General features: G+C 65.2%; 28 protein-coding genes. 8 read left to right on the forward strand and 20 right to left on the reverse strand.

Annotated elements, in window-relative coordinates:
* Positions 1-46: 46 nt before the first annotated feature.
* From AB1A62_RS10070 to AB1A62_RS10095, 6 genes are all read right to left on the reverse strand, one after another.
* A complete protein-coding gene (locus AB1A62_RS10070; RefSeq protein ID WP_366661358.1) occupies positions 47-883 on the reverse strand; it encodes an EAL domain-containing protein in 837 nt (278 codons plus the stop codon).
* A 126-nt stretch (positions 884-1,009) separates the two neighbouring features.
* On the reverse strand, positions 1,010-1,942 hold the full coding sequence (locus tag AB1A62_RS10075) for a sterol desaturase family protein (RefSeq protein ID WP_366661359.1): 933 nt from the start codon (positions 1,940-1,942) through the stop codon (positions 1,010-1,012).
* The gene (locus AB1A62_RS10080; RefSeq protein WP_366661360.1) at positions 1,939-2,337 is read right to left on the reverse strand and encodes a hypothetical protein; all 399 of its coding nucleotides are present in this window, start codon (positions 2,335-2,337) and stop codon (positions 1,939-1,941) included. Before AB1A62_RS10080 ends, AB1A62_RS10075 begins: the two co-directional genes overlap by 4 nt.
* An 88-nt stretch (positions 2,338-2,425) precedes the next feature.
* On the reverse strand, positions 2,426-2,770 hold the full coding sequence (locus AB1A62_RS10085) for a hypothetical protein (RefSeq protein ID WP_366661361.1): 345 nt from the start codon (positions 2,768-2,770) through the stop codon (positions 2,426-2,428).
* 94 nt (positions 2,771-2,864) lie between these two features.
* Entirely contained in the window at positions 2,865-3,221 is a 357-nt protein-coding gene (locus tag AB1A62_RS10090) for a hypothetical protein (RefSeq protein WP_366661362.1), read from the reverse strand.
* 64 nt (positions 3,222-3,285) lie between these two features.
* Complete coding sequence (locus tag AB1A62_RS10095; RefSeq protein WP_366661363.1) at positions 3,286-3,873, reverse strand: TlpA disulfide reductase family protein; 588 nt, start codon at positions 3,871-3,873, stop codon at positions 3,286-3,288.
* Positions 3,874-3,893: 20 nt separating this feature from the next.
* Between AB1A62_RS10095 and argH the strand changes: the two genes are divergently transcribed.
* From argH to AB1A62_RS10120, 5 genes are all read left to right on the forward strand, one after another.
* Positions 3,894-5,288: an argininosuccinate lyase gene (argH, locus tag AB1A62_RS10100; RefSeq protein WP_366661364.1), complete on the forward strand. Its 1,395-nt coding sequence runs from the start codon at positions 3,894-3,896 to the stop codon at positions 5,286-5,288.
* 63 nt (positions 5,289-5,351) lie between these two features.
* Positions 5,352-5,528 carry a hypothetical protein gene (locus tag AB1A62_RS10105; protein WP_366661365.1) on the forward strand — a complete coding sequence of 59 codons (177 nt, stop codon included), beginning with the start codon at positions 5,352-5,354 and terminating at the stop codon, positions 5,526-5,528.
* A gap of 92 nt (positions 5,529-5,620) precedes the next feature.
* Entirely contained in the window at positions 5,621-5,773 is a 153-nt protein-coding gene (locus AB1A62_RS10110) for a hypothetical protein (protein WP_366661366.1), read from the forward strand.
* Positions 5,774-6,315: 542 nt separating this feature from the next.
* A complete protein-coding gene (lysA, locus tag AB1A62_RS10115) occupies positions 6,316-7,581 on the forward strand; it encodes a diaminopimelate decarboxylase (RefSeq protein ID WP_366661367.1) in 1,266 nt (421 codons plus the stop codon).
* A gap of 48 nt (positions 7,582-7,629) precedes the next feature.
* Positions 7,630-10,257: a TIGR02302 family protein gene (locus AB1A62_RS10120; protein ID WP_366661368.1), complete on the forward strand. Its 2,628-nt coding sequence runs from the start codon at positions 7,630-7,632 to the stop codon at positions 10,255-10,257.
* Between the two features lie 61 nt (positions 10,258-10,318).
* On the opposite strand, the gene AB1A62_RS10125 is transcribed toward AB1A62_RS10120, so the two are convergent.
* Complete coding sequence (locus AB1A62_RS10125) at positions 10,319-11,302, reverse strand: zinc-ribbon domain-containing protein (RefSeq protein WP_366661369.1); 984 nt, start codon at positions 11,300-11,302, stop codon at positions 10,319-10,321.
* Positions 11,303-11,506: 204 nt separating this feature from the next.
* On the opposite strand from AB1A62_RS10125, the gene AB1A62_RS10130 reads away from it, so the two are divergent.
* The 3 genes from AB1A62_RS10130 to AB1A62_RS10140 are packed head-to-tail and all read left to right on the forward strand — an operon-like array spanning position 11,507 to position 13,826.
* Positions 11,507-12,184, forward strand: a complete 678-nt coding sequence (locus AB1A62_RS10130; protein WP_174146131.1) for an ATP-binding cassette domain-containing protein — start codon at positions 11,507-11,509, stop codon at positions 12,182-12,184.
* On the forward strand, positions 12,181-13,080 hold the full coding sequence (locus tag AB1A62_RS10135) for a cell division protein FtsX (RefSeq protein ID WP_366661370.1): 900 nt from the start codon (positions 12,181-12,183) through the stop codon (positions 13,078-13,080). The genes AB1A62_RS10130 and AB1A62_RS10135 overlap by 4 nt, the downstream gene beginning before the upstream one ends.
* Complete coding sequence (locus AB1A62_RS10140) at positions 13,077-13,826, forward strand: lysophospholipid acyltransferase family protein (RefSeq protein ID WP_366661371.1); 750 nt, start codon at positions 13,077-13,079, stop codon at positions 13,824-13,826. The genes AB1A62_RS10135 and AB1A62_RS10140 overlap by 4 nt, the downstream gene beginning before the upstream one ends.
* A 176-nt stretch (positions 13,827-14,002) precedes the next feature.
* On the opposite strand, the gene AB1A62_RS10145 is transcribed toward AB1A62_RS10140, so the two are convergent.
* From AB1A62_RS10145 to sucC, 13 genes are all read right to left on the reverse strand, one after another.
* The gene (locus AB1A62_RS10145; protein ID WP_366661372.1) at positions 14,003-14,311 is read right to left on the reverse strand and encodes an EthD family reductase; all 309 of its coding nucleotides are present in this window, start codon (positions 14,309-14,311) and stop codon (positions 14,003-14,005) included.
* A 341-nt stretch (positions 14,312-14,652) separates the two neighbouring features.
* Positions 14,653-15,111: a hypothetical protein gene (locus tag AB1A62_RS10150; protein ID WP_366661373.1), complete on the reverse strand. Its 459-nt coding sequence runs from the start codon at positions 15,109-15,111 to the stop codon at positions 14,653-14,655.
* Between the two features lie 232 nt (positions 15,112-15,343).
* On the reverse strand, positions 15,344-16,735 hold the full coding sequence (gene lpdA, locus AB1A62_RS10155) for a dihydrolipoyl dehydrogenase (protein ID WP_366661374.1): 1,392 nt from the start codon (positions 16,733-16,735) through the stop codon (positions 15,344-15,346).
* A gap of 70 nt (positions 16,736-16,805) precedes the next feature.
* Positions 16,806-17,075, reverse strand: a complete 270-nt coding sequence (locus AB1A62_RS10160; RefSeq protein ID WP_174146125.1) for a hypothetical protein — start codon at positions 17,073-17,075, stop codon at positions 16,806-16,808.
* A gap of 164 nt (positions 17,076-17,239) precedes the next feature.
* Positions 17,240-17,632 (reverse strand): MAPEG family protein, encoded by a 393-nt coding sequence (locus AB1A62_RS10165; RefSeq protein WP_366661375.1) that lies wholly within the window; start codon positions 17,630-17,632, stop codon positions 17,240-17,242.
* Entirely contained in the window at positions 17,629-17,928 is a 300-nt protein-coding gene (locus tag AB1A62_RS10170) for a hypothetical protein (RefSeq protein ID WP_366661376.1), read from the reverse strand. Before AB1A62_RS10170 ends, AB1A62_RS10165 begins: the two co-directional genes overlap by 4 nt.
* A gap of 157 nt (positions 17,929-18,085) precedes the next feature.
* Positions 18,086-19,600 (reverse strand): 2-oxoglutarate dehydrogenase complex dihydrolipoyllysine-residue succinyltransferase, encoded by a 1,515-nt coding sequence (odhB, locus tag AB1A62_RS10175; RefSeq protein WP_366661377.1) that lies wholly within the window; start codon positions 19,598-19,600, stop codon positions 18,086-18,088.
* A 12-nt stretch (positions 19,601-19,612) separates the two neighbouring features.
* Entirely contained in the window at positions 19,613-22,564 is a 2,952-nt protein-coding gene (locus tag AB1A62_RS10180) for a 2-oxoglutarate dehydrogenase E1 component (protein WP_366661378.1), read from the reverse strand.
* Complete coding sequence (locus AB1A62_RS10185; RefSeq protein WP_366661379.1) at positions 22,561-23,253, reverse strand: hypothetical protein; 693 nt, start codon at positions 23,251-23,253, stop codon at positions 22,561-22,563. Before AB1A62_RS10185 ends, AB1A62_RS10180 begins: the two co-directional genes overlap by 4 nt.
* A 181-nt stretch (positions 23,254-23,434) precedes the next feature.
* Positions 23,435-24,319, reverse strand: a complete 885-nt coding sequence (gene sucD / locus AB1A62_RS10190) for a succinate--CoA ligase subunit alpha (RefSeq protein ID WP_366661380.1) — start codon at positions 24,317-24,319, stop codon at positions 23,435-23,437.
* A gap of 13 nt (positions 24,320-24,332) precedes the next feature.
* Entirely contained in the window at positions 24,333-25,160 is an 828-nt protein-coding gene (locus AB1A62_RS10195) for a glycosyltransferase family 25 protein (protein ID WP_366661381.1), read from the reverse strand.
* A gap of 94 nt (positions 25,161-25,254) precedes the next feature.
* Positions 25,255-25,518: a hypothetical protein gene (locus AB1A62_RS10200; RefSeq protein WP_366661382.1), complete on the reverse strand. Its 264-nt coding sequence runs from the start codon at positions 25,516-25,518 to the stop codon at positions 25,255-25,257.
* Between the two features lie 84 nt (positions 25,519-25,602).
* Positions 25,603-26,796, reverse strand: a complete 1,194-nt coding sequence (sucC, locus tag AB1A62_RS10205) for an ADP-forming succinate--CoA ligase subunit beta (protein WP_366661383.1) — start codon at positions 26,794-26,796, stop codon at positions 25,603-25,605.
* Positions 26,797-26,801: the final 5 nt, after the last annotated feature.

Consider the following 26,801-nt stretch of genomic DNA (forward strand, 5'->3'; position numbering starts at 1 on the left):
CGGCGGCGGGGCTGCCGTGTCTTGTAGGCGGCAGTGCGCTTGGGGGTCAGCCGGCTTCCTGCCGCTTCATCTCTTCGATCCAGGGCGGGGTGACAGAGGGGGCGCCGAACAGGTAGCCCTGCAGGCAGTCGACGCCGTTTTCCACCAGGAACTCCGCGTCCGCCTGGCTTTCGACCGATTCCGCCACGACGAACATGTCGAACTGCTTGGCAATGCCGATCAGCGCGCGGACCACTGCCTGGTTGTCGTGGCTGGCGTGAATGCCGCGCACGAACTGGCCGTCGATCTTGACCGCGTCAAAGAAGAACTGGCGGAAATGGCCGATCGCGGTGGTGCTGGCGCCGAAATTGTCGAGCGCAAAGGCAATCCCGTGCTTCTGCATCCGGTCCATGAAGTCGATCACCAGTTCCGGCGCCGCCATTGCGGAGGCTTCGGTGATTTCCAGCACCAGCCGTTCGGCCAGGCTGGCATCACGGTTCAGGAAGCGGTCCAGCACCTTTTGCCAGCGCCGGTAGCCGATGGAGCGGGCGGACATGTTCACCGACAGGCGCACCTGCGGGTAATTCTCCAGCGCCTTCAGCCCGTGCTGCAGCGCCAGGCAGTCCATCTCGCGGCCGATCTCCTTGTCCTCGACCACATGCATGAATTCGCGGGCCGGGATCACCCGGCCGGTGGGGTCCAGCACCCGGATGTAGCCCTCGTAGAAGGCGACACCATGCGGCGCCATTGCCTGCATGACGGGCTGGTAGGCCAGCACAGTCTGATTGTGCCGCACGGCGTCTTCCACCATGTCCAGCGTCGAGCGGTCGCGTCCGGCCACCGCCGCATTCAGCGGGCTATCGGCCCCTTCGGGAAGATCTGCCTTGGCGTTTCGTTTGTTCATGTGCTGCTGGAGCCCTGTTTGCCGCAAAGTTGGGGACAGTATGATGCTCCCCGCAGGTTGCCGCAAAAGGGTTGAGAGGGGATTAAAGATCAAATTTGAACGATCCGGCCGCCGCAGGGCCGCTGGTCAGCCGCCGAAGCCAGGGGTGCCCGCGTCCTCCGGGTGGCGGGCCAGATGCGCGGCCTTGATCCCGGCAGAGGTGTCGCGGCTGCCGTCATGGCTGTAGCCGGGCGGAGCAAAGGCATAGAGCAGCCGCTGCTTCAGGGTCAGGCCGGGCTGGGCCATGTCCCTGAAAATGCCGACCCATTCATGGAAGGCCACCCGCAGCGGGTTGAAGGTGGCGATGTTGTGGACCAGCCCGTAGTCGGGGCGGTCGTGGTCCTGTTCCGGCACGAAGGTGCCGAACCTCCTGTCCCAGATGATGAACACGCCGGCATAATTGCAGTCCAGATAGCGCGGATTGCGGCCATGGTGGGCGCGGTGGTGGCTGGGGGTGTTCATCACCGCTTCGAACCAGCGGGGCAGGCGGCTGACCGCCTCGGTGTGGATCCAGAACTGGTAGATCAGGTTCAGCCCGCCGCAGAACAGCACCAGCGCCGGGTGGAACCCCAAGAGCACCATCGGTGCCTTCACCACCATCATGAAGGTGAAGGTGCCGGTCCAGGTCTGCCGCAGCGCGGTGGTCAGGTTGTAGTGCTGGCTGGAGTGATGATTCACGTGCGACGCCCAGACCCAGCGCACCCGGTGGCCCAAGCGGTGCACCCAGTAATAGCGCAGGTCGTCCAGCACAAAACAGGCCAGCACCGCCCAGAGCGAGGTGCCCATGTCCAGCGGTGTCAGCTGCCACAGGGCCATCAGGAAGCCCCAGGCGATGAAACCCAGCAGCAGCCCTTCGGCGACGCTGCCCGCGCCCATGATGAGGGAGGTGACCGCATCGCGGGTCTCATACCGGCCGCCGCGTTTCTTCAGGGCGATCCACAGGAATTCGGCGAGGATCGCGGCGATGAAGAACGGCACCGCCAGCTGGGTCGCGTCAGGGTAGGAAATCTCTCCGGTCATGCGGTCTCCGCTGGGGTTTTGATCAGCGCCATCCACTGCTGCCGCTCGCTTTCCGGCAAGGCGAGGGAGAGGCCGGAGGCGGCGAAGTCGTTGAACTCAAAGCGCAGTCCGGTGCCGGTCTCGCGAACCTGGCCGGCGGCCAGGTGGCGGCCAACGGTGTCGGCGCCGAAGGCCCAGAGCAATCCGGGGCCGCCCTCTGTCAGCACCAGCGCCGCCTGGCCGCTGGCGGCGGGCAGCACGTCGACAACGCTGTCATTGGGAAAGTGGCGCTGCCAGGCGGACCGGGCGCTGGCAGCGGTCAGAACGGCCTGACGGGAGCGCCCGGTCAGGTGCAGCAGTATGGCAATTCCGGATATCCCGCCCGCGACCAGGGCCAGCAGCAGTTCCAGCGGCATCATGTCCTCCTGCGGGCAGACTGGCGGCCCGCCGGAAAGCTGTCAAAGGTGGCGTGGGGTCAATCGGATAGGCGAAGGAGACCGCCGCCTAGTCCGGCGCCATGACCGTGCTGTGGTACTGCGGCAGCACTTCCATCTGCACCACCCGTTCGACGAAGGGCACCAGCCCTTCCGGCCCCGAGGCGCGGTCCTTGAGGTGGATGCAGACGTCCGGACGCAGCGACGCGATGATGCCGATCAGATCGCCGCGGATCTGGTCGTCCAGCCCGGCCCCCATGATCACGCAGGCGATGCGCGGTTCGGTCTCCAGCTGGCGCACCACCTCGGAATGGTCGTGCGCGCCAAGCCATTGGATCGGCAGATGATCCAGCTGCTCGGCCACATTGCCGATCACATGCGGCAGCTTCCCGATCAGTAACACAACAGGTTTCATTGCACTCTCCACCCTATACCTGGGCGCCTTATCTGGACGTCCCTCAAGAGTGAAATAGTGCGAATCTCCGCCGGGTCAGGTGGCGGCTGCCGGGTCAGAAGGAATAGGTGATGGACCTGCCTTTGCCCTGGTCGCGGGTGAAGGTGACGGTGTTGCCGTTGGTTGTGACCGTGAGGCAGTTCTGGGGCAGCTGCTTTTTCCCGATATAGACATTGCGGCAGTAAAAGCGCTTGTGCCAGGTCCAAGCGCCGACAATCTTTTCGCCCTTCGGCGAGACGCCCTGCAATTTGCCGTCTGCGGTAGCAAGAACCCAGTGATCGCTGGCTACCAGCTTCTTGCCGGCGATCATGGCCAGGAAATCCTTTTCGCTCTTGATGGGACCAGCGCTGGCCGGTGCAGCGGCTGCGATGCTGAGCGCGGCGGCACATGCTGTCAGATGCAGAAATTTCATGGGGTCCCTCCCGGTATACTTGTTAACAGAGCACCGGGAGAGTGTGTGAGATCAGGCCTGTTTTTCAATTGGAAGCTGTAGCGCTGTCTGTTTGCTCGCCAATCATCGCCTGTACAATCTCCTTGGCGCTGTCCGAGTTCCACTCGGCATCGCCCAGCAGCCGCGCCACCTCGTTGCCGTCGCGGTCCAAGAGCACCGTGATCGGCAGGCCGATCACCGCCATCTCCCGCGCCAGCGCCTGTTTCGGGTCCTGGTGGCGGGGCAGGCTGTTGATACCGTTCTCGTCAAAGAATTTCTGGATGCCCGCCGGGGAGTTGCGCCCGGTGGCGATGGTCAGCACCTGAAAGTCCTCGCCGCCGAACTCCTGCTGCAGTTCTTCCAGCTGCGGCATTTCCTTGCGGCAGGGGGCGCACCAGGTGGCCCAGAAATTCAGCAGAACAATCTTGCCCTGGTAATCCGCCAGGGTCGCGGTGCCCTCGCCATCGGCGAGATCAAACGCGGCAGCGGACACCGGTTTCGGCTCGGCATGCACAACCAGCTTCTTCATCGAGCCGTCGCGCAGCGCTTCCAGCTGCGCCTGATCCGCCGCTGCCGCGGCATTTGCACCCAAGGTCAGGGCCATATAAAGGGAAAGCTGACGAAACAGACGCATATTATCTCCGGGGTTCCACCATGACAGATCAATCCTCGAACCAGATGTGGGGCGGCCGCTTTGCCGCTGGCCCGGACGCGATCATGGAGGCGATCAATGCCTCGATCGGGTTCGACAAGCGGATGGCGGCGCAAGACATTGCCGGCTCAAGGGCCCATGCGGCGATGCTCGCCGCCACAGGCGTCATTACGGATAATGATGCCGAGGCCATTCGGGAAGGGCTGCTCACCGTTTTGTCAGAGATCGAGGGCGGAACCTTCCAGTTTTCCACCGCGCTGGAAGACATCCACATGAATGTGGAGGCCCGCCTGAAAGAGATCATCGGCGAGCCTGCGGGCCGTCTGCACACTGGCCGCTCGCGTAATGACCAGGTGGCGACCGACTTCAAACTCTGGGTGCGCGACCAGCTGGACGCGGCGGAATCGGGCCTGCTGGCGCTGATCCGCGCGCTTCTGTCGCAGGCCGAAGCCGGCGCCGACTGGGTGATGCCGGGCTTCACCCACCTGCAGACCGCGCAGCCGGTGACCTGGGGTCACCACATGATGGCTTACGTCGAGATGTTCGGCCGCGACCTCAGCCGCGTGCGCGACGCCCGTGCGCGGATGAACGAATCGCCGCTGGGCGCGGCGGCGCTGGCGGGCACCTCCTTTCCGATCGATCGGGAGATGACGGCAAAGGCGCTGGGCTTTGACCGTCCCGCCGCCAACTCGCTGGATGCGGTGTCTGATCGCGACTTCGCGCTGGAGTTCCTGTCCTGCGCCTCGATCAGCGCCGTGCATCTCAGCCGCTTCGCCGAGGAGCTGGTGATCTGGTCCTCGGCCCAGTTCCGCTTCGTAACGCTCAGCGACCGCTTCTCCACCGGCTCGTCGATCATGCCGCAGAAGAAAAACCCGGACGCCGCAGAGCTGATCCGCGCCAAGGTGGGCCGGATCTTCGGCGCCAATACCGCGCTGATGATGGTGATGAAGGGGCTGCCGCTGGCCTATTCCAAGGACATGCAGGAAGACAAGGAACAGGTGTTTGACGCTGCGGACAACTGGATGCTGGCGCTGGCGGCGATGGAGGGCATGGTCAAGGACATGACCGGCAACCGCGAGTCGCTGGCGGCGGCTGCGGGCTCCGGCTTCTCCACTGCCACCGACCTGGCCGACTGGCTTGTGCGGGTGCTGAAGGTGCCGTTCCGCGATGCCCACCACGTGACCGGCACCCTGGTGGCCTTGGCCGAAAGCCGCGGCTGCGACCTGCCGGACCTGTCGCTGGCCGACATGCAGGGCGTTCACGAAGGCATCACAGAGGACATCTTCTCTGTGCTCGGCGTCGAAAACTCGGTAAACTCGCGCATGTCTTACGGCGGCACCGCGCCCGCCCAGGTGCGCGCGCAGATCGCCCGCTGGCAGGAGATCCTGGCGGGCTGATCCCGCCAGGGCGACCGGCGGGAGCCGCCCGTTGAAGGCCGCTGTGCGGCAAGGAGGCAGACAATGCGCAACATGATCTTTGCTTTGCTGGGGCTGGCGGTTCTGGCAGCCTGCGGCGCTGATGGCGAGCCGGTGCAGCCGACCCTGAACGCCGGTGTCAGTGCTGGCGGCGGCGGTGTCCATGTCGGCGGTGCCGTGGGCCTGCACAAGGGGCCGGTCAGCGTCTTTCTGGGCTTCTAGCAGCCCCGCGCCCTTGATGCGGCGCTGCCGAACCACCACTTCCAAACCGTCCCGCCGCAACGCCGGGGCGGTTTTGCGTTGAGGATATTGTAATGAAAGCAGCTCTTGTTGTTCTGGCGGTTTTGGGCCTGGCCGCCTGCGAAACCGGCGCCCCGGCGGCCAACCCGCCGCAAAAGCACGAACCCGCCGCAACCGGGGTGAAGATCTCCGGCCATGGCCGGGTTGGGGTGTCCACCACTTTCTAGCAGACACGGGCAATGGCCGGCCCGGGCTTGTATCCCGTCCGGTTGCTGCCTGCTTCGGTGCGTTCCGTATCTGACATGCTGACCATCAGCAGTTAGGAGTGGCGGCGCCGCCAAGGGGCGGAGGCGGGACGGGAGGTTTCTCCCGCACGCTGAACGTTATCTCTGCGCGCCCTTGCCAAAGGGCCCTGTTCCTGGGTGCCGGGGGTGTCAGGCCCGGCAGTGACCGCGATCAGGGCTTACTATGCCAGTCCGGGCTTAAGATGCGGTGACAGGGGCGTACGCCGGTTGCGCAACACCATGTGCGCCGCGTTTGCCGCGGCCGCCGCGCAGTGAGTATTTTTGCAAAGAAGAAGAGACATGTTGCGCTTCTTTTGTGCCCGAATACCCGAACCCCGCCGCGCGGCAGCGCGGCGCTTGGCCCAACGGGCGCGGGCGCATCTTTGATGCGTCTGCGGCGGGCGGGAGCGCTGCTTTGTTGCAGCTGCGCGGCCTAAGCCGGAATCATTTGATCCATCTGCCCCTTTTGCCCTAAACGCGGGGGCATGGATCATTTTCTCTACCGTGACGGCGCGCTCTGCGCCGAAGACGTTCCCATCTCCGAGATCGCCGCGGCGGTGGGCACCCCGTTCTATGTTTATTCCACCGCCACCCTGCTGCGCCATTTCCGCCTGTTCGACGAGGCGCTGGAGGGCACCGACCACCTGGTCTGCTTTGCGATGAAGGCGGCCTCCAACCAGGCGATCCTCAAGACCCTGGCGCAGGCCGGTGCGGGCATGGATGTGGTCAGCCAGGGCGAATACCTGCGCGCCAAGGCGGCGGGCGTGCCGGGCGACAGGATCGTGTTTTCCGGCGTCGGAAAGACGGCAGAGGAAATCCGCGTGGCCCTCAGTGGCGGCATCCGCCAGTTCAACGTGGAATCCGAGCCGGAGATGGAAGTGATCAGCGCCGTGGCGCAGGAGCTGGGCACAGTGGCTCCGATCACCATCCGGGTCAATCCGGATGTGGACGCCAAGACCCACGCCAAGATCGCCACCGGAAAATCCGAGAACAAGTTCGGCATCCCGATTGCCCGCGCCAAGGAGGTTTATGCCCGCGCCGCCGCGCTGCCGGGGCTGGAAGTGGTGGGGATCGACGTCCATATCGGCTCGCAGCTGACCGATCTGGAGCCGTTCCGGCTGGCCTACCAGAAGGTGGCGGAGCTGACCGAAACCCTGCGCGCCGAAGGCCACAACATCCGCCGCCTGGACCTCGGCGGCGGCCTGGGCATTCCTTATGAGCGCTCCAACACCGCGCCGCCGCTGCCGGTGGAATACGGTCAGATGGTCAAGGAGACCCTCGGCCACCTCGGCTGCGAGATCGAGATTGAACCCGGCCGCCTGATTGCGGGAAATGCGGGCCAGCTGGTCAGCAAGGTGATCTATGTGAAGTCGGGCGAGGGGCGCGATTTCCTGATCCTGGATGCGGCGATGAACGACCTGATCCGCCCGGCGATGTATGAGGCGCACCACGACATCATCCCGGTTGAGGAAGCTGACGCAGGCGTGGAGCCCCAGCCCTATGACATCGTCGGCCCGGTTTGCGAGACCGGAGATACCTTTGCCAAGCAGCGCGACCTGCCGCCGCTGGCGGCGGGCGATCTGGTCTCCTTCCGCAGTGCGGGCGCCTACGGCGCGGTGATGGCCAGCGAGTACAATTCCCGCCCCTTGATCCCCGAAGTGCTTGTGCATGGGGATCAATTCGCGGTTATTCGCCGGCGGCCGGACTATGAAGAGATGATAAACCGCGATACCATCCCGGTGTGGCTCTGAAGCGATCCGGATGCGATCCGGCGCGGGCCACCAGAGGATGAGGCCCGTATGCCCTTTGACCGCCGCACTGACCGGCAGGCCGATCCGGTCCTGAAACGCCTGCGCTGGCCGCTGGCCTTGACGCGGGCCGGGCTGGTGGCGGAGAGGGCCCTGCGCAGCTTCTGGCCGCTGGCCTCGGTGCTGATGGCGGCGCTGGCGGCGCTGATGCTGGGGCTGCACCAGATGCTGCCGGAACGGCTGGTCTGGACCGGCGCGATGGCGGTTCTGATTGCCGCCGCTGCTGCACTGGGCTGGGGGCTCTGGCGCTTCCGCTGGCCCAGCAAGGCCGCGGCGCTGGAGCGCTTGGATCAGACCCTGCCGGGCCGCCCGGTCGCTGCGCTCTTGGATACCCAGGCCATTGGCGCGGAAGATGCCGCCTCTGCCGCGCTGTGGCGGGCGCACCAGCGCCGGATGGCGGCGGCTGCCGCCAAGGCCAAGGCGCCGCCCCCCGATCTGAATATTGCCTCCTCCGACCCTTACGCTCTGCGCTACATGGCGGGGCTGCTGCTGGCGGTGGCGGTGCTGTTCGGCTCGGTCTGGCATGTGGCCTCCGTCAGGGATCTGGGCTCGGGCGGCAGGGCCGCGCTCAACGGACCCGCGTGGGAGGGCTGGGCGGAGCCGCCCGCCTATACCCGGCTGCCGGTGCTGTATCTGAACGACCAGGACGCAAATGTTCTGAAGCTGCCCGAAGGCAGCCGCGTGACCCTGCGGTTCTACGGCGAGGTCGGCGCGCTGGAGCTGAGCGAGACGGTTTCGGGCCAGCGCCGCGGCGGCGCTGCGGCGGCGGAAGACGCCCCGCAGACCGCCATGGAATTCGACGTCGCCCGCAGCGGCACCTTTGCCATCGAGGGCAGCGGCGGGCGCAGCTGGCAGGTGGAGGTGATCCCGGACAACCCGCCCAAGGTGGCGGTGTCGGGCCAGCCGGCGCTGGAGAACGACGGCTTCACCAGCCTGGGGTTTGCGGCGCGCGATGACTACGGCGTGGCGGCCGGCCAAGTGCGGATCACGCTGGACCTGGCGGCGGTGGATCGCGACCATGGGCTGGCTGCGGATCCTGACCCGCGCGAGGCGCTGGTGCTGGACCTGCCGCTGCCCCTGTCCGGCTCGCGCAAGGAGTTCACCGAAAAGCTGATCGAGGATTTTGCCCAGCATCCCTGGGCCAACCTGCCGGTGGTTTTCACCTTCTCGGCCATTGATGAGGCGGGCCAGTCTTCGGCCGCTGCAAGTTTTGGCAGTGAACTGCTGACCCGCCGCTTCTTTGACCCGCTGGCGGCAGCGGTGATCGAACAGCGCCGCGACCTGTTGTGGACGCGCGCCAATGCGCCGCGGGTGGCGCAGGTGATCCGGGCGCTGTCGCACCGGCCGGTGGGGGTGTTCCGCGACTACGGTGACTACCTGCGGCTGCGCACCATCCTGCGGCGGCTGGAAAGCTATACCGTGCAGGGCTCGGTCGCGGAGCCGCAGCAGGAGGAGATTGCCGCCGCGCTGTGGGATCTGGCGATGCAGCTGGAAGAGGGCGATGTCGGCGACGCGCTGGAGCGGATGCAGCGGGCGCAGGAGCGGCTGAGCCAAGCGATGCGCGACGGCGCCAGCGATCAGGAGATCGCCCGGCTGATGCAGGAGCTGCGGGAGGCGACCCAGGACTATCTGCGCCAGCTGAGCCGCCAGGCGGAGGCCAATGGCGAGATGATGGAGCCGGGCGATATGCCCGAGGACATGATGACCCTCAGCCAGGACGACCTGCAGGCGATGATGGACCGCATCCAGGAGCTGATGGAGCAGGGCCGCATGGCCGAGGCCGAGCAGGCGCTGCGCGAATTCCAGCAGATGATGGAAAACATGCGGATGACCCGCTCGCAGCAGGGGCAGGGCCAGGGCAATGAGGGCCGCGAGGCGATGGAGGGGCTGGCAGAGACCCTGCGCGAGCAGCAGGGGCTGTCGGATCAGGCCTTCCGCGATTTGCAGGAGCAGTTCAACCCCGGCGCCCGCAGCGGCGAGAGCCAGGGCAACGAGGGCCGTGACGGCGGGCTGGGCCGCGGCCAGAGCCACCAGGGCGGCCAGGGCGGCGACCGCGGCGACGGCCAGGGCGGCGAGGGTGCAGAAAGCCGCAACCCCGATGGCCAGGGCGGCAACGGGCGCGAGCAGCCGGGGCAGGGCGGATCGCTGGCGGACCGCCAGCAGGCGCTGCGCCAGCAGTTGCAGCAGCAGCGCGACGGGCTGCCCTATCTGGGCGGTGAGGCCGGCGAGGCGGCGCGCGAGGCGCTGGACCGGGCGGGCCGCGCTATGGAAGGCGCCGAGGACGCGCTGCGCGGCGGCGACAATGCCGAAGCCATCGACCGCCAGTCGGATGCCATGGAAGCGCTGCGCGAAGGCATGCGCAGCCTGGGCGAGGCGCTGGCGCAGCAGCAGCAGCCGGGGCAGCAGAACGGGCAGCAGCCCTCTGCCACCGCGCAGGGCGACCGGCTTGACCCGCTGGGCCGCAGCAACGGCAATGTGGACGGCGGCGGCAAGGTGGGCGAGGGCAATGCCTACCGCCGTGCCTGGGACCTGCTGGAGGACATCCGCCGCCGGGCCGGCGAGCGCGAGCGCAGCGAGCGGGAGCGCAGCTACCTGCAGCGGCTGCTGGACCGGTTCTGACACCGGCAGCACCGGGCGATGCCGGCGGGGCTGCCGTGCAGACGCTTCCGAAAAGAGATAGTTACTGGGTGGCGGTCACGGATTTGACCTGGCCATCAAGCCACAGCCGCGCCTGATCGACCCATTCCACATAGCTGCTGAGCGCCGGATCCGCCTGCGGCAGCTTCTCGGCGATCAGGGGCGCATTGTCATAGACCATCAGCAGGATCAGCGCCGCAATCACCGACAGCGAAAAGCCGCGGGCAAAGCCGCTCTTGCGCCGCACCGGCAGCGCCTCCGGGTCCGCCTGCGGCGCGGGCGCCGCGCTGCCGGAAGAGCGCAGGGTGGAGTTGATTTCCTCGATGTCCGGCAGCAGCTCCTTGCGCGAGCCGCTCTCGGCGGCGGCCAGCTGGCGCGGGTCCTCGCCGCGCATGCGGGCCATCCGGTCGCGGGCCTGACGGCTGCGCCGGGCGGCCTCGTCCTCGGCCGCTGCGGCCTCATCCAGCCCCAGCTCGGGCTGGGTTTCCAGGCTCTGGCTTTCCGCCGCCCGCAGTTCCGACTCCCGCGCGGCTTCCTCGCGCAGGATGTCCGACATTGCCGGGTCCAGCGAACGCCCGCGCTGTGGCTGCGGGGCTTGTTCGGGGGCCTCCTCCGCAGTCGCTTCATCAGCGGCGGGTTGCGCGTCCGCATCCTCTGCGGCGCGCTCCTGCGGCGCGGCTGCGGGGACGTCAGGCGCCTCCTGGGGTGCGGGATCGGCGTCTTGCCGGGGGGGCAGCGCTGCGCTGTCTTCAGGCTCAGGCTCAGGCTCAGGTTCTTGTTCCGGCTCTGCCTTTGCTTTTTCTTCTGCTTCGGCTGCAGCCGCCCGGGCGAAGGCTTCCTCGATGCCGATGTCTTCCAGTGCCGGGTCCGCGGCCGCATCCGCTGCATCCGCCGCCGCCGCGCCTGCTGCCGCCTGGTACCAGGTCTGGCCGCAGTTGGAGCACTGCACATCGCGCCCCTCCGGCGGGATCACATCTTCCGGCACTTCGTACTGGGCTGCGCAATTCGGGCAGGTCAGGCGCATCATGCTCTCCTCGGCACCATCCCGCCGCCCTGGCCGGCGGCAGGTTGTTTTTCAAGAGATTATAGGCATCCGCCTCAGGCGGCGAAAGTGGCAAATGCGGCAACGGTAAAGGCCCGTGTTTCCCTGCAACAGAGCCCCCATTGAAACTGCCGGCCCCTTGGGGCAAAACAGCCGGGCGCAATTAACAGGCGCGTTCAGGGGGCAGCAGTGATCGAGCTGGAAAATGTGGGCTACAACTACGGCGGCGGCGAGCTGCTGAATGCGGTGTCGGTGCAGCTGGCGCCGGGCTCATTCCATTTCCTGACCGGCCCGTCAGGGGCGGGCAAGACCACGCTGCTGAAACTCTGCTACGGCGCATTGAACCCGACCGCTGGCCGGGTGCGCGCCTTCAACATGGATGTGCACGGGCTGGACCGCGACCAGATGGCCTATCTGCGCCGCCGGGTGGGCGTCGTGCATCAGGACTGCCGGTTCCTGGACCACCTGCCGGTGATCGAGAACATCGCGCTGCCGCTGCTGGTCGCGGGGCGCGAGCTGAGCCACGAGGAAGCCAACCTGAAGGAACTGCTGAACTGGGTGGGCCTCAGCGAGCGCGCCCATGCACTGCCGCCGGAGCTGTCGGGCGGCGAGCGCCAGCGGGCGGCGCTGGCACGTTCGGTGATCCTGTCGCCGGATGTGATCATTGCTGATGAGCCAACCGGCAACGTCGACTGGGAGATGTCGCAGCGGCTGCTGCAGCTCCTGGTAGAGCTGAACCGGATGGGCAAGACCATCCTGGTCGCCACCCATGATCTGTCGCTGATCCGCGCCGCCAAGAACCAGGTGCAGGCGCGGGTGCTGCGGATTTCCAACAGGCAATTGCAGCTGGCGGGGGCGGACCTATGAGCGAGGGCAGGCTGCGCAAGCTGATCCTGGGCGATGCCCAGGCCGACCGGGTGGTGCCGCCGAGCGGCTTCACCGCCCAGCTGACCCTGTTTGTGTCCGGCGCGATGGCGTTCCTGACGGTCTTTGCGCTGGCGCTGTCGATGGCGTCGGGGCGGCTGGCGGACCAGTGGGCCTCGGAGCTGGCGCGGGCGGCCACCCTGCGCATCAACGCCCCGGAAGCGCAGCGCGCCGCCCAGACCGAGGCGGCGCTGGAGATCCTGCGCCAGACCCCCGGCGTCGCCACCGCGCGCGCCCTGACCGGCGAGGAGCAGGCGGCGCTGCTTGCGCCCTGGTTCGGCGCCAGCGTGCCGGTGGGCGACCTGCCGCTGCCGCAGCTCATCGAGGTGACGGGCGACGATACAGGCTATGACGCCCAGGGTCTGCGGCTGCGGCTGCAGGCCGAGGTGCCGGGCGCGGTGCTGGACGACCACACCCGCTGGCGGGCGCCGCTGGTGGATGCCGCACAGGCGCTGCGCCGCCTGGCCTGGGTGTCGATCCTGCTGATCGGAGGCGCCACCGCCGCGATGATCACCCTGGCCGCCAATGCGGCGCTGGCCGCCAACGCCCAGGTGATCGAGGTGCTGCGGCTGGTCGGCGCGCTGGACAGCTATATCGCCCAGGCCTTCATCCGCCGCTTCACCCTGCGGGCGCTGTCCGGCGCCGCGGCGGGCGTGGTGCTGGGCATGATCGGGGTCTGGCTGATGCCCGAGGCCTCTGATGAGGGCGGCTTCCTCACCGGCCTCGGCTTCCAGGGGTTCGGCTGGCTGGTGCCGCTCCTGATCCCGCCGCTTGGGGCGCTGGTGGCCTTTGCCGCCACCACCCGTGCGGCCACCAAACGTCTGGGGGAACTGTCTTGAAAAATCCCATCCAATGGCTGCGCTCGCTGGTGTTCATCACGCAGATGTATCTGGCGATGCTGGTGCTGGGCATCGTGTTTGCGCCCTGGGCGCTGGCTTCCCCCAAGGGCGCGCGCATTGCCTGCAAGAGCTTTGCCCGCTGGGCGCTGTGGACCGCGCGCTGGATGGTCGGCATCCGCACCGAAGTGCGCGGCCAGGTGCCCACCGGCGAGGTGATCATCGCCGCCAAGCATCAGAGCTTTCTGGACATCATGATCATTTTCAACGCGGTGCCCTCGGCCCGGTTCATCATGAAGCGCGAGCTGATGTGGACGCCCGTCATCGGCGTCTATGCCAAACGGCTGGGCTGCGTGCCGGTGAACCGCGGCAAGCGCGGCGCGGCGATTGCCAAGATGGTCAAGGACGTCGCCAAGGAGACCAAGGAGCCGGGCCAGCTGATCATCTATTCGCAGGGCACCCGCGTCGCCCCCGGCGCCAGGAAGCCCTACAAGATCGGCACCGCTGTGCTGTACGAGGGGCTGAAGCAGCCCTGCGTGCCTGCCGCCACCAATGTGGGCGTGTTCTGGCCCCGCACCGGCATCTACCGGAAACCCGGCCTGGCGGTGGTCGAGTTCCTGGAGGCGATGGAGCCGGGGATCGGCCGCAATGACTTCATGGAGCAGCTGGAGCGGCGGGTCGAGGACCGCTCCGACGCGCTGATGCGCGAAGCCGGGTTCGATCCCGGGCAGGCGGCCGTCCAAGCCTGATCCGGCCGGGGCGGATCAGAAGACAAAAAAGTGAAATGCGGCGACGGATAGTGCTTCCGCAGGCGTTTATGCAGTCAGCAAACGCGTCCGTCCTGCGTTTGTTACACCACTCACAGTGGCCGGCCGTTATGGCCGGGCCGGGCTGGCGGCGCATTGCGCTGTCAGCCCGGTACCGTTCACTTGATCACCTCGCCGATCAGGATCTGCGGCTGCACGTCGGTGAAATTCGGGATGTCTTCCAGCGCAGGCCCCGCCGCCTGCATCGCCGCGTCCAGCGCGGACTGATCGGCAAAGACCATCGTGGCAATGGCAAAGAACGGCGCGGGCACGTGCGGCCCGCCGGCCAGCCCCTTGGTCACCACGACCGACTGCAGATGCGGTCCCATGTGCTGGTCCACGATCTGCATATGGGCATCTGCGTAATAGGCGTGGTCGAAGGTTTTTCCTTCCCCGGCGGGGTAGATGACTTGCAATGAAACGGGCATTTGCGGGCCTCCTGAGGGTTGAAATGCTGCCCCAGTAATAGGCCGGTTTGCTGCCGTGCCAAATGGAAAAGGCAGCCGCGGGGGCTGCCGGCGGCCGGCCGCGGCACCTTTTCGGAGGGAAGCAGGAAAGCACCGTGCGGCCAGCGAGAGCCGCCCGGGCCACCGGTGCCGTTGCACCCGGGCGGAAAATACCCGCAGGCCCGGGAGGCCCCGGACAGGGGCGCCCGTTCCACATGCGGCAAACGTGGAGGGTGCGTTTGCTGTCATGCTCGAGAGAGGGCCGCCCTATTGGCCGGCGGAACGCCGACCTGCCGGCCTTTACCAGCCTCCCCGGGCCGGGCTCAGTTCGGCGTCATGTTGGAAATCACGCAGTTGTATTCGCCGCCCGGCGTGAACATCACGTCGCCCTCGGGATGGCTGAAATCCACATCCAGCTTGAAGATGATCCTGTTGACATGCTTGTCTTTCAAGCTTTGCGGCACCCCGTCGGACATGAAGGAATAGGTCCCGGAGATGCCGAGCGGGTAGAGCGGCACGCTTTCGCCCATAAAATCAGCAGTGGCGGATTCGATCATGGTGCTGGGGTCGATCGAGTAGCTGACCTTCAGCGGCGACCCGGCGACGCCGCCCATGCTTTCCTGGCACATCTTGGTGCCTGCAGCGGAATAGGAGCCGTTCTGCTCGACCCCGAATTCCTGGGTCAGCTCCAGTTTGACGGTGCCGGATTGTGCGGCGGCAAAGGCGGCAGTGGCGGCGGCGGCCAGTGCCAGGGCGGTCAGGGAATGCGTCAGCTTGATCATGGGATACCTACTCAACCAAAGGGTGAAACATGTTTTGCACCAGATGGTTACTGGCGCCGCTCGACGCTAGGGGCGGCAGTTCTAACATCTGGTAAATCTTTGCCACGGCTGTTTAACAAAGTTGTCTGAAACCTGAGGGGAAAGGCGTTTAAAGTCAGGTGCTTGCGAAAATGAAGAGGCGCCGCTTGCGGAAGCGGCGCCTCTTTTTACGGTGGTTTGCCTCAGCGGCTGCTCAGCTGTGGATCGGCCCGTCGCCGCAGGCCAGCGCTGCTTCGCGCACGGCTTCGGAGTAGGTCGGGTGGGCGTGGCAGGTCAGTGCAACGTCCTCGGCCGAGGCGCCGAATTCCATTGCCACGCACAGCTCGTGGATCATGTCGCCCGCCGCCGGGCCGATGATCGCGGCGCCGAGGATGCGGTCGGTTTCCGCATCGGTGATGATCTTGACGAAGCCGCCCTCGGCCTGGTGCACCGCCTTGGCGCGCGCGTTGCCCATGAACATGAACTTGCCGACCTTGACCTTCTTGCCTTCGGCCTTCAGCGCGTCCTCGGTGGCGCCGACGGTGGCCACCTCCGGCGTGGTGTAGACGACGCCCGGAATCACGCCATAGTTCACATGGCCGTGCTTGCCGGCGATCACCTCGGCGACCGCCATGCCCTCGTCCTCGGCCTTGTGCGCCAGCATCGGGCCTTCGATCACATCGCCGATGGCATAGATGCCGGGCAGATTGGTGCGCCAGTGGTTGTCGGTGGCGATCTGGCCGCGCTCGGTCATCTTGATGCCAAGCGCATCAAGCCCGAGGCCTTCGCTGTAAGGTTTGCGTCCGGTGGCGACCAGCACCACGTCGGCGTCCAGCGTGACCTCGTCACCGCCCTTTTTGGGCTGGTACTTGACCTTGGCCTTGGTCTTGGAGGTCTCCACCCCTTGCACCGCGGCGCCCAGGATGATGTTAAGGCCCTGTTTCTCCAGGATCCGCTTGAAGGAGCGCTGCACGTCCTTGTCCATGCCGGGGCAGACCGCGTCCATGTACTCGACCACGGTCACCTCGGAGCCGAGGCGGGCATAGACGGAGCCCAGTTCCAGCCCGATCACGCCGGCGCCGATCACCGCCAGTTTTTTTGGGATCTTCGGCAGCTCCAGCGCGCCTGTGGAGGAGACCACAATCTTCTCGTCGATCTCCACGCCCGGGATCGAAGACGGCACCGAGCCGGAGGCGATCACGATGTTCTTGGCCTCATGCACCTCATCTCCGACCTGCACCTTGCCGGCCGCGGGGATCGAGGCCCAGCCCTTGATCCAGTCGATCTTGTTCTTCTTGAACAGGAACTCGATGCCGCCGGTGTTCTGGCCGATCACCTCGTCCTTGTAGGCCTTCATCTGGTCCCAATCGACCGAGGGGCTTTTACCCTTGAGGCCCATATGGGCAAAGTTGTGCTCTGCCTCATGCAGCAGATGGGTCGAGTGCAAGAGCGCCTTGGACGGGATGCAGCCTACGTTCAGGCAGGTGCCGCCGAGGGTCTCGCGGCCCTCGACAACAGCTGTTTTCAGTCCCAGCTGGGCGCAGCGGATGGCGCAGACATAGCCGCCGGGGCCGGCGCCGATTACGATGACGTCATATTGGGACATGGGTCTGTCTTCCTCTGTTCTCCCTGGTTCCGTTTTCCGGAACACGCGTTAGGGGATAGTGGTCTTAGGATCAGACGGGGGTCAACATCTTGATCGAGATATTGGTGACCCCGTCGCGTTCAAGGTGCATGGCCAGTTCCTCCGAGCCGAAGAAAGCGCGGGCCTTCTCCAGGTCGGTGATCGCGAACAGCGCCACGGCGTGGTTCTTGCGGTCCGGATCGCTCCAGACGTTCATGTCGGTGATGCCCGCGGCCTGCCGGTTGCGCTTGTCCTGCCGGAACACGGTGAGCCAGGCATCGAAATCGGCCACATCGGCCTGCCAGAGAACATGGGTTGCCATTGGTTATACTCCTTTTCCGTATTGAAGGCAGGATGCCCCGGTAAGGGTAAGGAGTGCTTTGATTCCACTCAAGAAAGGCGGGTGTTGCAGCAGTTTCCGCAGATTTGCGGCGCTGTCCCCGGCCCGGGCGGAGCCATTTTGAGTATTTTCGGAAAGGTGAAAGCTCATGCGAGGAGCACCCCCGCGAGCATTGCCGCAAGGCCGCTGGTGGCAATCAGCCAGACGGCGGTGCGCAGGTAGGGCACGCCGGTGAGGTAGGCAGGCAGGTAAAAGGCGCGGCCGGCGAGGTAAGTGTAGATGCCGCCGGTAATCAGCGCGCTGTGCAGGCCTGCCAGTTCCGCGACCAGCGCCAGGGCGATGAAGACCGGGGCAGTTTCCAGGAAATTGGTGAAGGCCCGCCGCGCCCGGCCCGCCAGCGCGCCGCGGCTGACAGCGGTATCGCGCGGGCCTGCGGTCCAGGCGTTGCCAACGGAGAGCTTCAAGAGGAAGCTGTCGCAGCTCACGTGGATCAGGGCGAGGATGGAGAGGCAGACAAGGCCCCAGAGCGGGAGGGTCATTGGATATGGCCATCTTCAAGTTTGACGCTCTCGACCTCTTCCCGGCGTCCATTGACTGCACTTATCACGCTGAAAACCGTTATCATCATCAAAGGCAAGGCACCGAAAGTTGGTGCACCTTTTTTCGGGCCTTCAGTTGTCACCCAGCCCAACCAGCTAAATGCGATTGAGATGAGTACTATTACAGAGAAAAATATGGGTACGACTACTAGGAAGAAACGCCAATGGCGGGATTTTCCGGTCAGATAGAGGTGTGTGCCGCAGGTTCCGCAAAGGTGAAAATCGGTCTTATTCACACCCCTCCAAGGGTTTGTCCGCATCATAGCCAGCGTTGATTGAATGCGTCCGCAATCGGGGCATTTAATACCGCACCAGCGCGCCCAAAAGCTGGGTCTTTCACCAATCTTGGGCGCGCTGATTTTGTAGGGCTGGCTAGGCTTTCCCCTCAAAGGTTTACAGATCCATCAGCAAACGCCGCGGATCCTCGAGGGCTTCCTTGACGCGGACCAGGAAGGTCACGGCGCCTTTGCCGTCGACGATGCGGTGGTCATAGCTCAGCGCCAGATACATCATCGGGCGGATTTCCACCTTGCCATTGATCGCCATCGGGCGGTCCTGGATCTTGTGCATGCCCAGGATGCCGGACTGCGGCGGGTTCAGGATCGGCGAGGACATCAGCGAGCCGTAGACGCCGCCGTTGGAGATGGTGAAGGTGCCGCCCTGCATTTCCGCCATCGACAGCTTGCCGTCGCGGGCGCGGGCGCCTTTTTCGGCAATCGCCTTCTCGATGGAGGCAAAGGACATCGCGTCGGCGTCGCGGATCACCGGAACAACCAGACCCGTGGGCGTGCCTGCGGCGATGCCCATGTGGACGTAGTTCTTGTAGACGATGTCGGTGCCGTCGATTTCGGCGTTGACCTCCGGCACTTCCTTCAGCGCGTGGCAGCAGGCCTTGGTGAAGAAGGACATGAAGCCCAGTTTCACGCCGTGCTTCTTCAGGAACAGGTCTTTGTACTCGTTGCGCAGCGCCATCACCTCGGTCATGTCGACCTCGTTGTAGGTGGTCAGCATGGCAGCGGTGTTCTGGCTGTCCTTCAGGCGCTTGGCGATGGTCTGGCGCAGGCGGGTCATCTTCACCCGCTCCTCGCGCGCGGCGTCGTCTGCGGTGACGGGGCCGCGGACCTGGGCCGGGGCGGGGGCCGCGGCAGGCGCGGCCTTGGCCGCCGCCACGGCAGCGGCAACGTCTTCCTTCATGATGCGGCCGTCGCGGCCGGTGCCGGTGACTTGCGACCCGTCGATGCCGGCCTCGGCCATCGCCTTCTCGGCGGACGGCGCGTTGGCGACATCCTTGGACCCGCTGGCAGCGGCGGCCGGGGCCGGCGCCGCGGCGGGGGCAGCGGCCGCTCCGGCGGCGCCGGCGGCGATCACGCCCAGCTGCGACGCGGCCTGCACGGTGTCGCCCTCATTGGCCATGATTTCCGTCAGCACCCCGGCAGCGGGGGCGGGCACCTCGACGGAGACCTTGTCGGTTTCCAGTTCGCACAGCATTTCATCCTGCGCGACGCTGTCGCCAACCTTCTTGAACCAGGAGGACACGGTTGCCTCGGAGACCGACTCGCCAAGCGACGGAACCATGACCGGCACCGGGGCGCTGTCACCGCCGGAGGGGGCAGCAGCCGGAGCCGGTGCTGCCGCAGCGGCGGCAGGGGCAGAGGCTGCGGCGGCGCCGTTGGCCTCGCTCAGGGTCGCCAGCAGCGCGTCGACGCCGACGGTTTCGCCTTCTGCGGCGACGATCTCGCCCAATGTGCCGGCCGCGGGCGAGGGCACCTCGACGGTCACCTTGTCGGTTTCCAGCTCGCAGAGCATTTCATCGGCATTGACGGAATCGCCGGGCTTCTTGAACCAGGTGGCCACGGTGGCCTCGGTCACGGATTCGCCCAGGGTGGGTACGCGGACTTCGGTTGTCATGTCTCTTTATCCTCAGATGCTCAGCGCTTCGTTCACGAGGGCTGCTTGTTGGGCTTTGTGTTCGCTGGCCAGGCCGGTTGCGGGCGAGGCCGAAGTGGCGCGGCCTGCATAGACCGGGCGGGTATGCTTGGCGCCGATGCGGGTCAGCACCCATTCGATGTTGGGCTCGATGAAGGTCCAGGCGCCCTGGTTCTTGGGCTCTTCCTGGCACCAGACCATCTCCGCCTGCTTGAAGCGTTCCAGCTCCTTCACCATCGAGATCGCGGGGAACGGGTAGAACTGCTCGATCCGCATCAGGTAGACATCGTTGATGCCGCGGGCGTCGCGCTCCTCCAGAAGGTCGTAGTAGACCTTGCCCGAGCACATGACGACGCGCTTGATCTTGTCGTCCGCCACCAGCTGGGTGTCGGAGTTGCCGTGCTGGGCGTCATCCCACAGCACCCGGTGGAAGCTGGAGCCGGTAGTGAATTCCTCGGCCTTGGAGACGGCCATCTTGTGGCGCAGCAGCGACTTCGGCGTGACCAGGATCAGCGGCTTGCGGAAGGTGCGGTGCAGCTGGCGGCGCAGGATGTGGAAATAGTTCGCAGGCGTGGTGCAGTTGGCCACGATCCAGTTGTCCTGGCCGCACATCTGCAGGAACCGCTCCAGACGGGCAGAGGAGTGCTCCGGCCCCTGGCCCTCGAACCCGTGCGGCAGCAGACAGACGAGGCCCGACATCCGCAGCCATTTGCTTTCGCCCGACGAGATGAACTGGTCGAACATGATCTGGGCGCCGTTGGCGAAGTCGCCGAACTGGGCCTCCCACAGGGTCAGGGCGTTGGGTTCGGCCAGCGAGTAGCCGTATTCGAAACCCAGCACCGCGTATTCGCTGAGCGCCGAGTCGATCACCTCGTACTGGGACTGGCCCGCGCGGATGCTGTTGAGCGGGTAGTAGCGCTCCTCTGTCTCCTGGTTGACGATGCCGGAATGGCGCTGCGAGAAGGTGCCGCGGGTGGCGTCCTGGCCTGCGAGCCGCACTGGGTAGCCCTCCAGCATCAAGGAGCCGAAGGCCAGCGCCTCGCCGGTGGCCCAGTCAAAGCCCTCGCCGGTTTCGAACATCTTGCCGCGGGCGTCCAGGAAGCGGCCGACGGTGCGGTGCAGCGGGAAGCCCTCGGGCACCCGGCTGAGCGCGTTGCCGATTTCGGCCATGGTCTCCGGCGCGATCGCGGTGCGGCCGCGCTGGTAGTCGGCGTCCTTCTTGTCCAGATGCGACCAGCGCCCGTCCAGCCAGTCGGCCTTGTTGGGCTTGTAGTTCTTGCCGGTCTCGAACTCTTCGTTCAGATGCGCCTGGAAGGCGGCCTTCATGTCCTCGATCTCGCCCTCGGGGATCAGCCCGTCCTTGACCAGCCGGTCGGTGTACAGCGTCAGCGTGGTCTTGTGGCCCTTGATCTTCTTGTACATCAAGGGGTTGGTGAACATCGGCTCGTCGCCTTCGTTGTGACCGAAGCGGCGGTAGCAGAAGATGTCGATGACCACGTCCTTGTGGAACTTCTGGCGGAATTCGGTCGCCACCTTGGCGGCGTGCACCACTGCCTCAGGGTCGTCGCCGTTCACGTGGAAGATCGGCGCCTCAACCACCAGCGCGTTGTCGGTGGGATAGGGGGAGGAGCGCGAGAAATGCGGCGCGGTGGTGAAGCCGATCTGATTGTTCACCACGAGGTGCATGGTGCCGCCGGTCTTGTGGCCGCGCAGGCCCGACAGCGCAAAGCATTCCGCCACCACGCCCTGGCCGGCAAAGGCGGCGTCGCCGTGCAGCAGGATCGGCAGCACCTGGCTGCGGTCATTGTCGCCCAGCTGGTCCTGCTTGGCGCGGACCTTGCCCAGGACCACCGGGTTCACCGCCTCCAGATGCGAGGGGTTGGCGGTCAGCGAAAGGTGCACGGTGTTGCCGTCGAACTCCCGGTCGGAGGAGGCGCCGAGGTGGTATTTCACGTCGCCGGAGCCGTCCACGTCCTCGGGCTTGAAACTGCCGCCCTGGAATTCGTTGAAGATCGCCCGGTAGGGTTTCTGCATCACGTTGGCGAGGATGTTGAGGCGGCCGCGGTGCGGCATGCCGATCACGATGTCGCGCACTCCCAGGGCGCCGCCGCGCTTGATGATCTGCTCCATTGCCGGAATGAGGCTTTCGCCGCCGTCGAGGCCGAACCGCTTGGTGCCGGTGTATTTGACGTGCAGGAACTTCTCGAAGCCCTCGGCCTCGACCATCTTGTTGAGGATCGCCTTGCGGCCCTCGCGGGTGAAGGTGATTTCCTTGTCGTAGCCCTCGATCCGCTCCTTGAGCCAGGCGGATTGCTCCGGGTCGGAGATGTGCATGTACTGCAGCGCGAAGGTGCCGCAATAGGTGCGCTTCACGATCTCGACGATCTGGCGCATGGTGGCAACCTGCAGGCCCAGCACGTTGTCGATGAAGATCGGCCGGTCCATGTCGGCATCGGTGAAGCCGTAGGTCTTGGGGTCCAGCTCCGGGTGCGGGGTGGCGGCGCGCATGCCCAGCGGGTCCAGATCAGCCGCCAGGTGGCCGCGGATCCGGTAGGCGCGGATCAGCATCAGGGCGCGGATCGAGTCGAGCACCGCCCGCTGCACCTGGTCGTCGGTCAGCTCAACGCCCTTGGCGGCGGCCTTGTCGCGGATCTTCTTGCCCGCGCCCTTTGCTTCCGCCGGGGCCGGCCATTCGCCGGTCAGCGCGCCGGTCAGATCGTCATTCGGCGCCGGCGGCCAATCGCCGCGCGCCCAGGAGGGGCCCTTGGCCTCTGCCTTCACGTCCAGTTCTGCGTCGCCCATCTGGCGGAAGAACTCCGCCCAGGCGGCATCCACCGCGTTCGGGTCATTGGCGTAACGGGCATAAAGCTGCTCCAGATACTCCGCATTGTGCCCCTGCATGAATGAGGAGGCGTGGAAGAGGTCGTTGGGGCTTTGGTCGGTCATTGGTTTGCCTCATCGGCTGTGATTTCTGCGGGGGGAGCAATAGACAATGAAATTTCGATCATGGCGTGAGCGTCTAATGAAAGGTTCAAGGAATTCTCAATCGCGGCTGCATCCGTGAGGAAGAACCTGCCTTTCGGTGACACCGCTGTCGGATCGTCACTCACGGGCGGAAGTTCGAACTTCCCGCTTGCAATGCGGTCAAATTCAGCAGGCAAGCTATCTTTGAAGACGGCCGCCAATGTACGGGCTGCTTCGCTGCCATCAGTTGAAAACAGTGAGCAGGTTTGCTTCCAGCCGCTTCTACCGCTTTCAGAAAATGAGACGAGCAAGCGTGATGACGCTGAGTCCGGGGCGTTGAGTGTCACCGAAACAGGCGTTATTGCCGGAAACCTTTGCGGTTCATCGGAGGCGTTGTCTCTATTAAGGACGACTTCAAACAGTTCAGCATCTGTGAGAGAGCCAAAGTCCTGAAGACTATCATCGCCTGAGCGCAAGCGGGCCATCGCTTGGGCCATATAAGGCAAGAGCCCTTTTTGCCAACTCGAGAGTGTTGCATAGGTTGCTCTCCAGTCACGCAACTCAGATGCTTGTTCTTCAGACGTGAGGGACCAGCCAAGCTTTTCAAATGCAGAGCGCGAAGCCTTGGGGCCGGGAGATGGTTGTGAGCAGAAGGCAACAACATTTTCCATAGAAGGCAAGTCGAAGGCCGACGCCGACGCTGTTCCGATAATGAAAATTGAAACACTGGCCGCAATTGCCCGGCGCAGCGCGCCGGGCAGCGCCCGTCCCGCCCCCCACGGGGCGGGCGCTTCGCACCCTCCCCGCCGGGACGGGCGCTGGACACTGCCGTGACACACCGCGGGAGACATCTTACTTGCCGATCGCTTTCAGCACCGCCTCACCCAGGCCGGCCGGGCTTTCGGCGACCACGATGCCTGCGGATTTCATCGCTTCGATCTTGTCCTCTGCACCGCCCTTGCCGCCGGCGACAATCGCGCCAGCGTGGCCCATGCGGCGGCCCGGAGGGGCGGTGCGGCCGGCGATGAAGCCTGCAACCGGCTTCTTGCGGCCCTTCTTGGCCTCATCGGCCAGGAACTGCGCCGCTTCTTCCTCGGCGGAGCCGCCGATTTCGCCGATCATGATGATGCTTTCGGTCTCGTCGTCGGCCAGGAACCATTCCAGCACGTCGATATGCTCGGTGCCCTTGATCGGGTCGCCGCCGATGCCGACGCAGGTCGACTGGCCCAGGCCCACGTCGGTGGTCTGCTTCACCGCCTCATAGGTCAGGGTGCCGGAGCGGGACACCACGCCGACGGTGCCGCGCTTGTGGATGTGGCCGGGCATGATGCCGATCTTGCAGGCGTCGGGGGTGATCACGCCGGGGCAGTTCGGGCCGATCAGGATCGAGGAGGAGTTCTCCAGCGCCCGCTTCACCTTCATCATGTCGAGAACCGGGATGCCCTCGGTGATCGCCACGATCACTTCCATTTCGGCGTCGATTGCCTCGAGGATGGAATCCGCGGCGAACGGCGGCGGCACGTAGATCACGGAGGCGTTGGCCCCGGTCACATGCTTGGCTTCATGCACGGAGTTGAAGACCGGCAGGTTCAGGTGGGTCTGGCCGCCTTTGCCGGGGGTCACGCCGCCGACCATCTTGGTGCCGTAGGCAATGGCCTGTTCGGAGTGGAAAGTGCCCTGCGAGCCGGTAAAGCCCTGACAGATGACCTTGGTGTTTTCGTCGATGAGGACTGCCATGTTGTCGGTTCCTTCAAGCGGTATGTGTGTGTTGGGTCTGCGGGGTGGCCAGGGAACGGCCGTCGAAGCGGATTTTCTCGAGGGTGGCCCGCCCCAGGACCACGCTGGGAAGTATTCGGAAGCCGCCGCGGAATTCGTAGATCCCGCGCCGGAGTTTCTGGCGGATCAGCGGCCAGCCCTTGGGCCGGTAGCGCGGCGGGCCGACGCCTGCCTCGCCCGGCGCCTCGTTGCCCTGTTCGGCAAGCGCCGGCTGGACCTGATAGACCTTGATGGCGCGCGCCGGAAGCGAGGCATCAAAGTTGAACAGCAGGTTGTCGAGCGTGATTGCAAACGGGCGGCTGTCCAGAAGGTGCTGCGCCGCTGCCCGGCTGATCACATAGGCTGCACCGCCGGCGTGGCGGGACAGCATCTGCCGGACCTCGCGGCCCAGATGGGTGAAGCGATCCCTGCCAAGCGCCACCTGCAGCTTGTTGGCGCGCCAGCGCTCGAATTTAACGATGCCGGCATCTGCGGGCCACCACGACAGATCATTCAGCCAGGCGCCGGTGTCGGGCGACAGGAAGACGTCATCCTCCAGGATCAGCGCCGCATCGGCGTCTGAGGCCAGGAATGCCTCCCAGGCCTTGGCATGGCTCAGGGTGCAGGCCATGTCCTTGGTTTGGAAATAGCCCCAGCTGCCCTCCGGGGCGCACTGCGTGAGCATCTCCTCGCGGCTGACCCGGGTGCTGTCCACCGCATCGATGCGCTGGGCCGTGAGCCCGGCCTGATCCAGCTCCCGCTGCATCAGCGCGGCCCGGCCTGTGGCCTGCTGCAAGCCTATGAGATAGACGGCGGCTTTCACTGGCCGTAATCCGGATCATCGGCGAAAACGCGCGAAAAAACAGGAAAGTACCGCTTGAAACGCATGGTGTTTTCGCTTGTGAGGGCTGCCATTTTCAGCCTTTCTGCTTGCTAAGCTTGTCAGCGAAATAAAGCCCGCTGACGATATTCATTGCGATGGGGGCTGCAAGTAATGCGGCAATTGCCTGTCCTGCAAATGGAGCATTGGGGCTGGAACCGATTGCGAGCCAGAAAAGCCCGTACGAAACTGCGATTTGGCCAAGTGTGATTGCGGCCAGTTTACCCTTCGATTTTCCGAGCAGTTTCTGGATCGTGCCAATGATCAGAGAAAACCCGATAACAAAAAGAAGAGCGCGCATATGTTTCCTTAAGTTCCGTTATGCACCCAGTTAGTCTTGCCTGTGGCAGACCGATTAGGCCTGGCACAGGCAAAAGTCCCATTCTTACCCCTTAACCGCCTTCACGATTTTCTCGGCGCCGTCCTTGAGGTTGTCGGCGGCGATCACGTCGAGGCCGGAGGTGTTGATGATCTCCTTGCCCTTCTCGACGTTGGTGCCTTCGAGGCGGACCACCAGCGGCACCTTCAGGCCGACTTCCTTCACAGCGGCAACCACGCCCTCGGCGATCACGTCGCAGCGCATGATGCCGCCGAAGATGTTCACCAGGATGCCTTTGACGTTCTCATCGGAGGTGATGATCTTGAAGGCCTCGGTCACCTTCTCCTTGGTGGCGCCGCCGCCGACGTCGAGGAAGTTGGCAGGCTCAGCACCGTAAAGCTTGATGATGTCCATGGTGGCCATCGCCAGGCCGGCGCCGTTCACCATGCAGCCGATCTCACCGTCGAGCGCGATGTAGTTCAGGTCGTACTTGGAGGCTTCCAGCTCTTTCGGGTCTTCCTCGGTGGTGTCGCGCAGTTCGGCCACGTCGGCGTGGCGGTAGACCGCGTTGCCGTCAAAGCCGACCTTGGCGTCCAGCACCTTGAGGTTGCCGTCGTCGCCGATGATCAGCGGGTTGATCTCCAGCATCTCCATGTCCTTCTCGACGAAGGCCTTGTAGAGCTGGCCCATCAGCTTGACGCACTGCTTGACCTGGGCGCCTTCCAGGCCCAGCGAAAACGCGATGCGGCGGCCGTGGTAGGCCTGGTAGCCGGTGGCCGGGTCGACGGAGAAGGACAGGATCTTCTCAGGGGTGGCGGCGGCCACTTCCTCGATGTCCATGCCGCCCTCGGTGGAGCAGACAAAGGAGATGCGCGAGGTCTGGCGGTCAACCAGCAGGGCCAGGTACAGCTCGGTTTTGATGCCGGAGCCGGCTTCGATGTAGATGCGGTTCACCTGCTTGCCCGCCGGGCCGGTCTGATGGGTCACCAGGGTGCGGCCCAGCATCTTCTTGGCTTCTTCGGCAGCTTCCTCCACCGATTTGGTCAGGCGCACGCCGCCCTTCTCGCCGGCATCGGCTTCCTTGAAGGAGCCCTTGCCGCGGCCGCCTGCGTGGATCTGCGCCTTCACGACCCACAGCGGGCCGTCGAGTTCACCGGCGGCGGTCTTGGCTTCTTCGGCCCGCAGCACCACGCGTCCGTCGGACACCGGGGCACCGTAGCTGCGAAGGAGGGCTTTGGCCTGATATTCGTGGATGTTCATCTGAA

The organism is Leisingera sp. JC11 (genome assembly GCF_040704725.1).
GTDB lineage: Bacteria > Pseudomonadota > Alphaproteobacteria > Rhodobacterales > Rhodobacteraceae > Leisingera.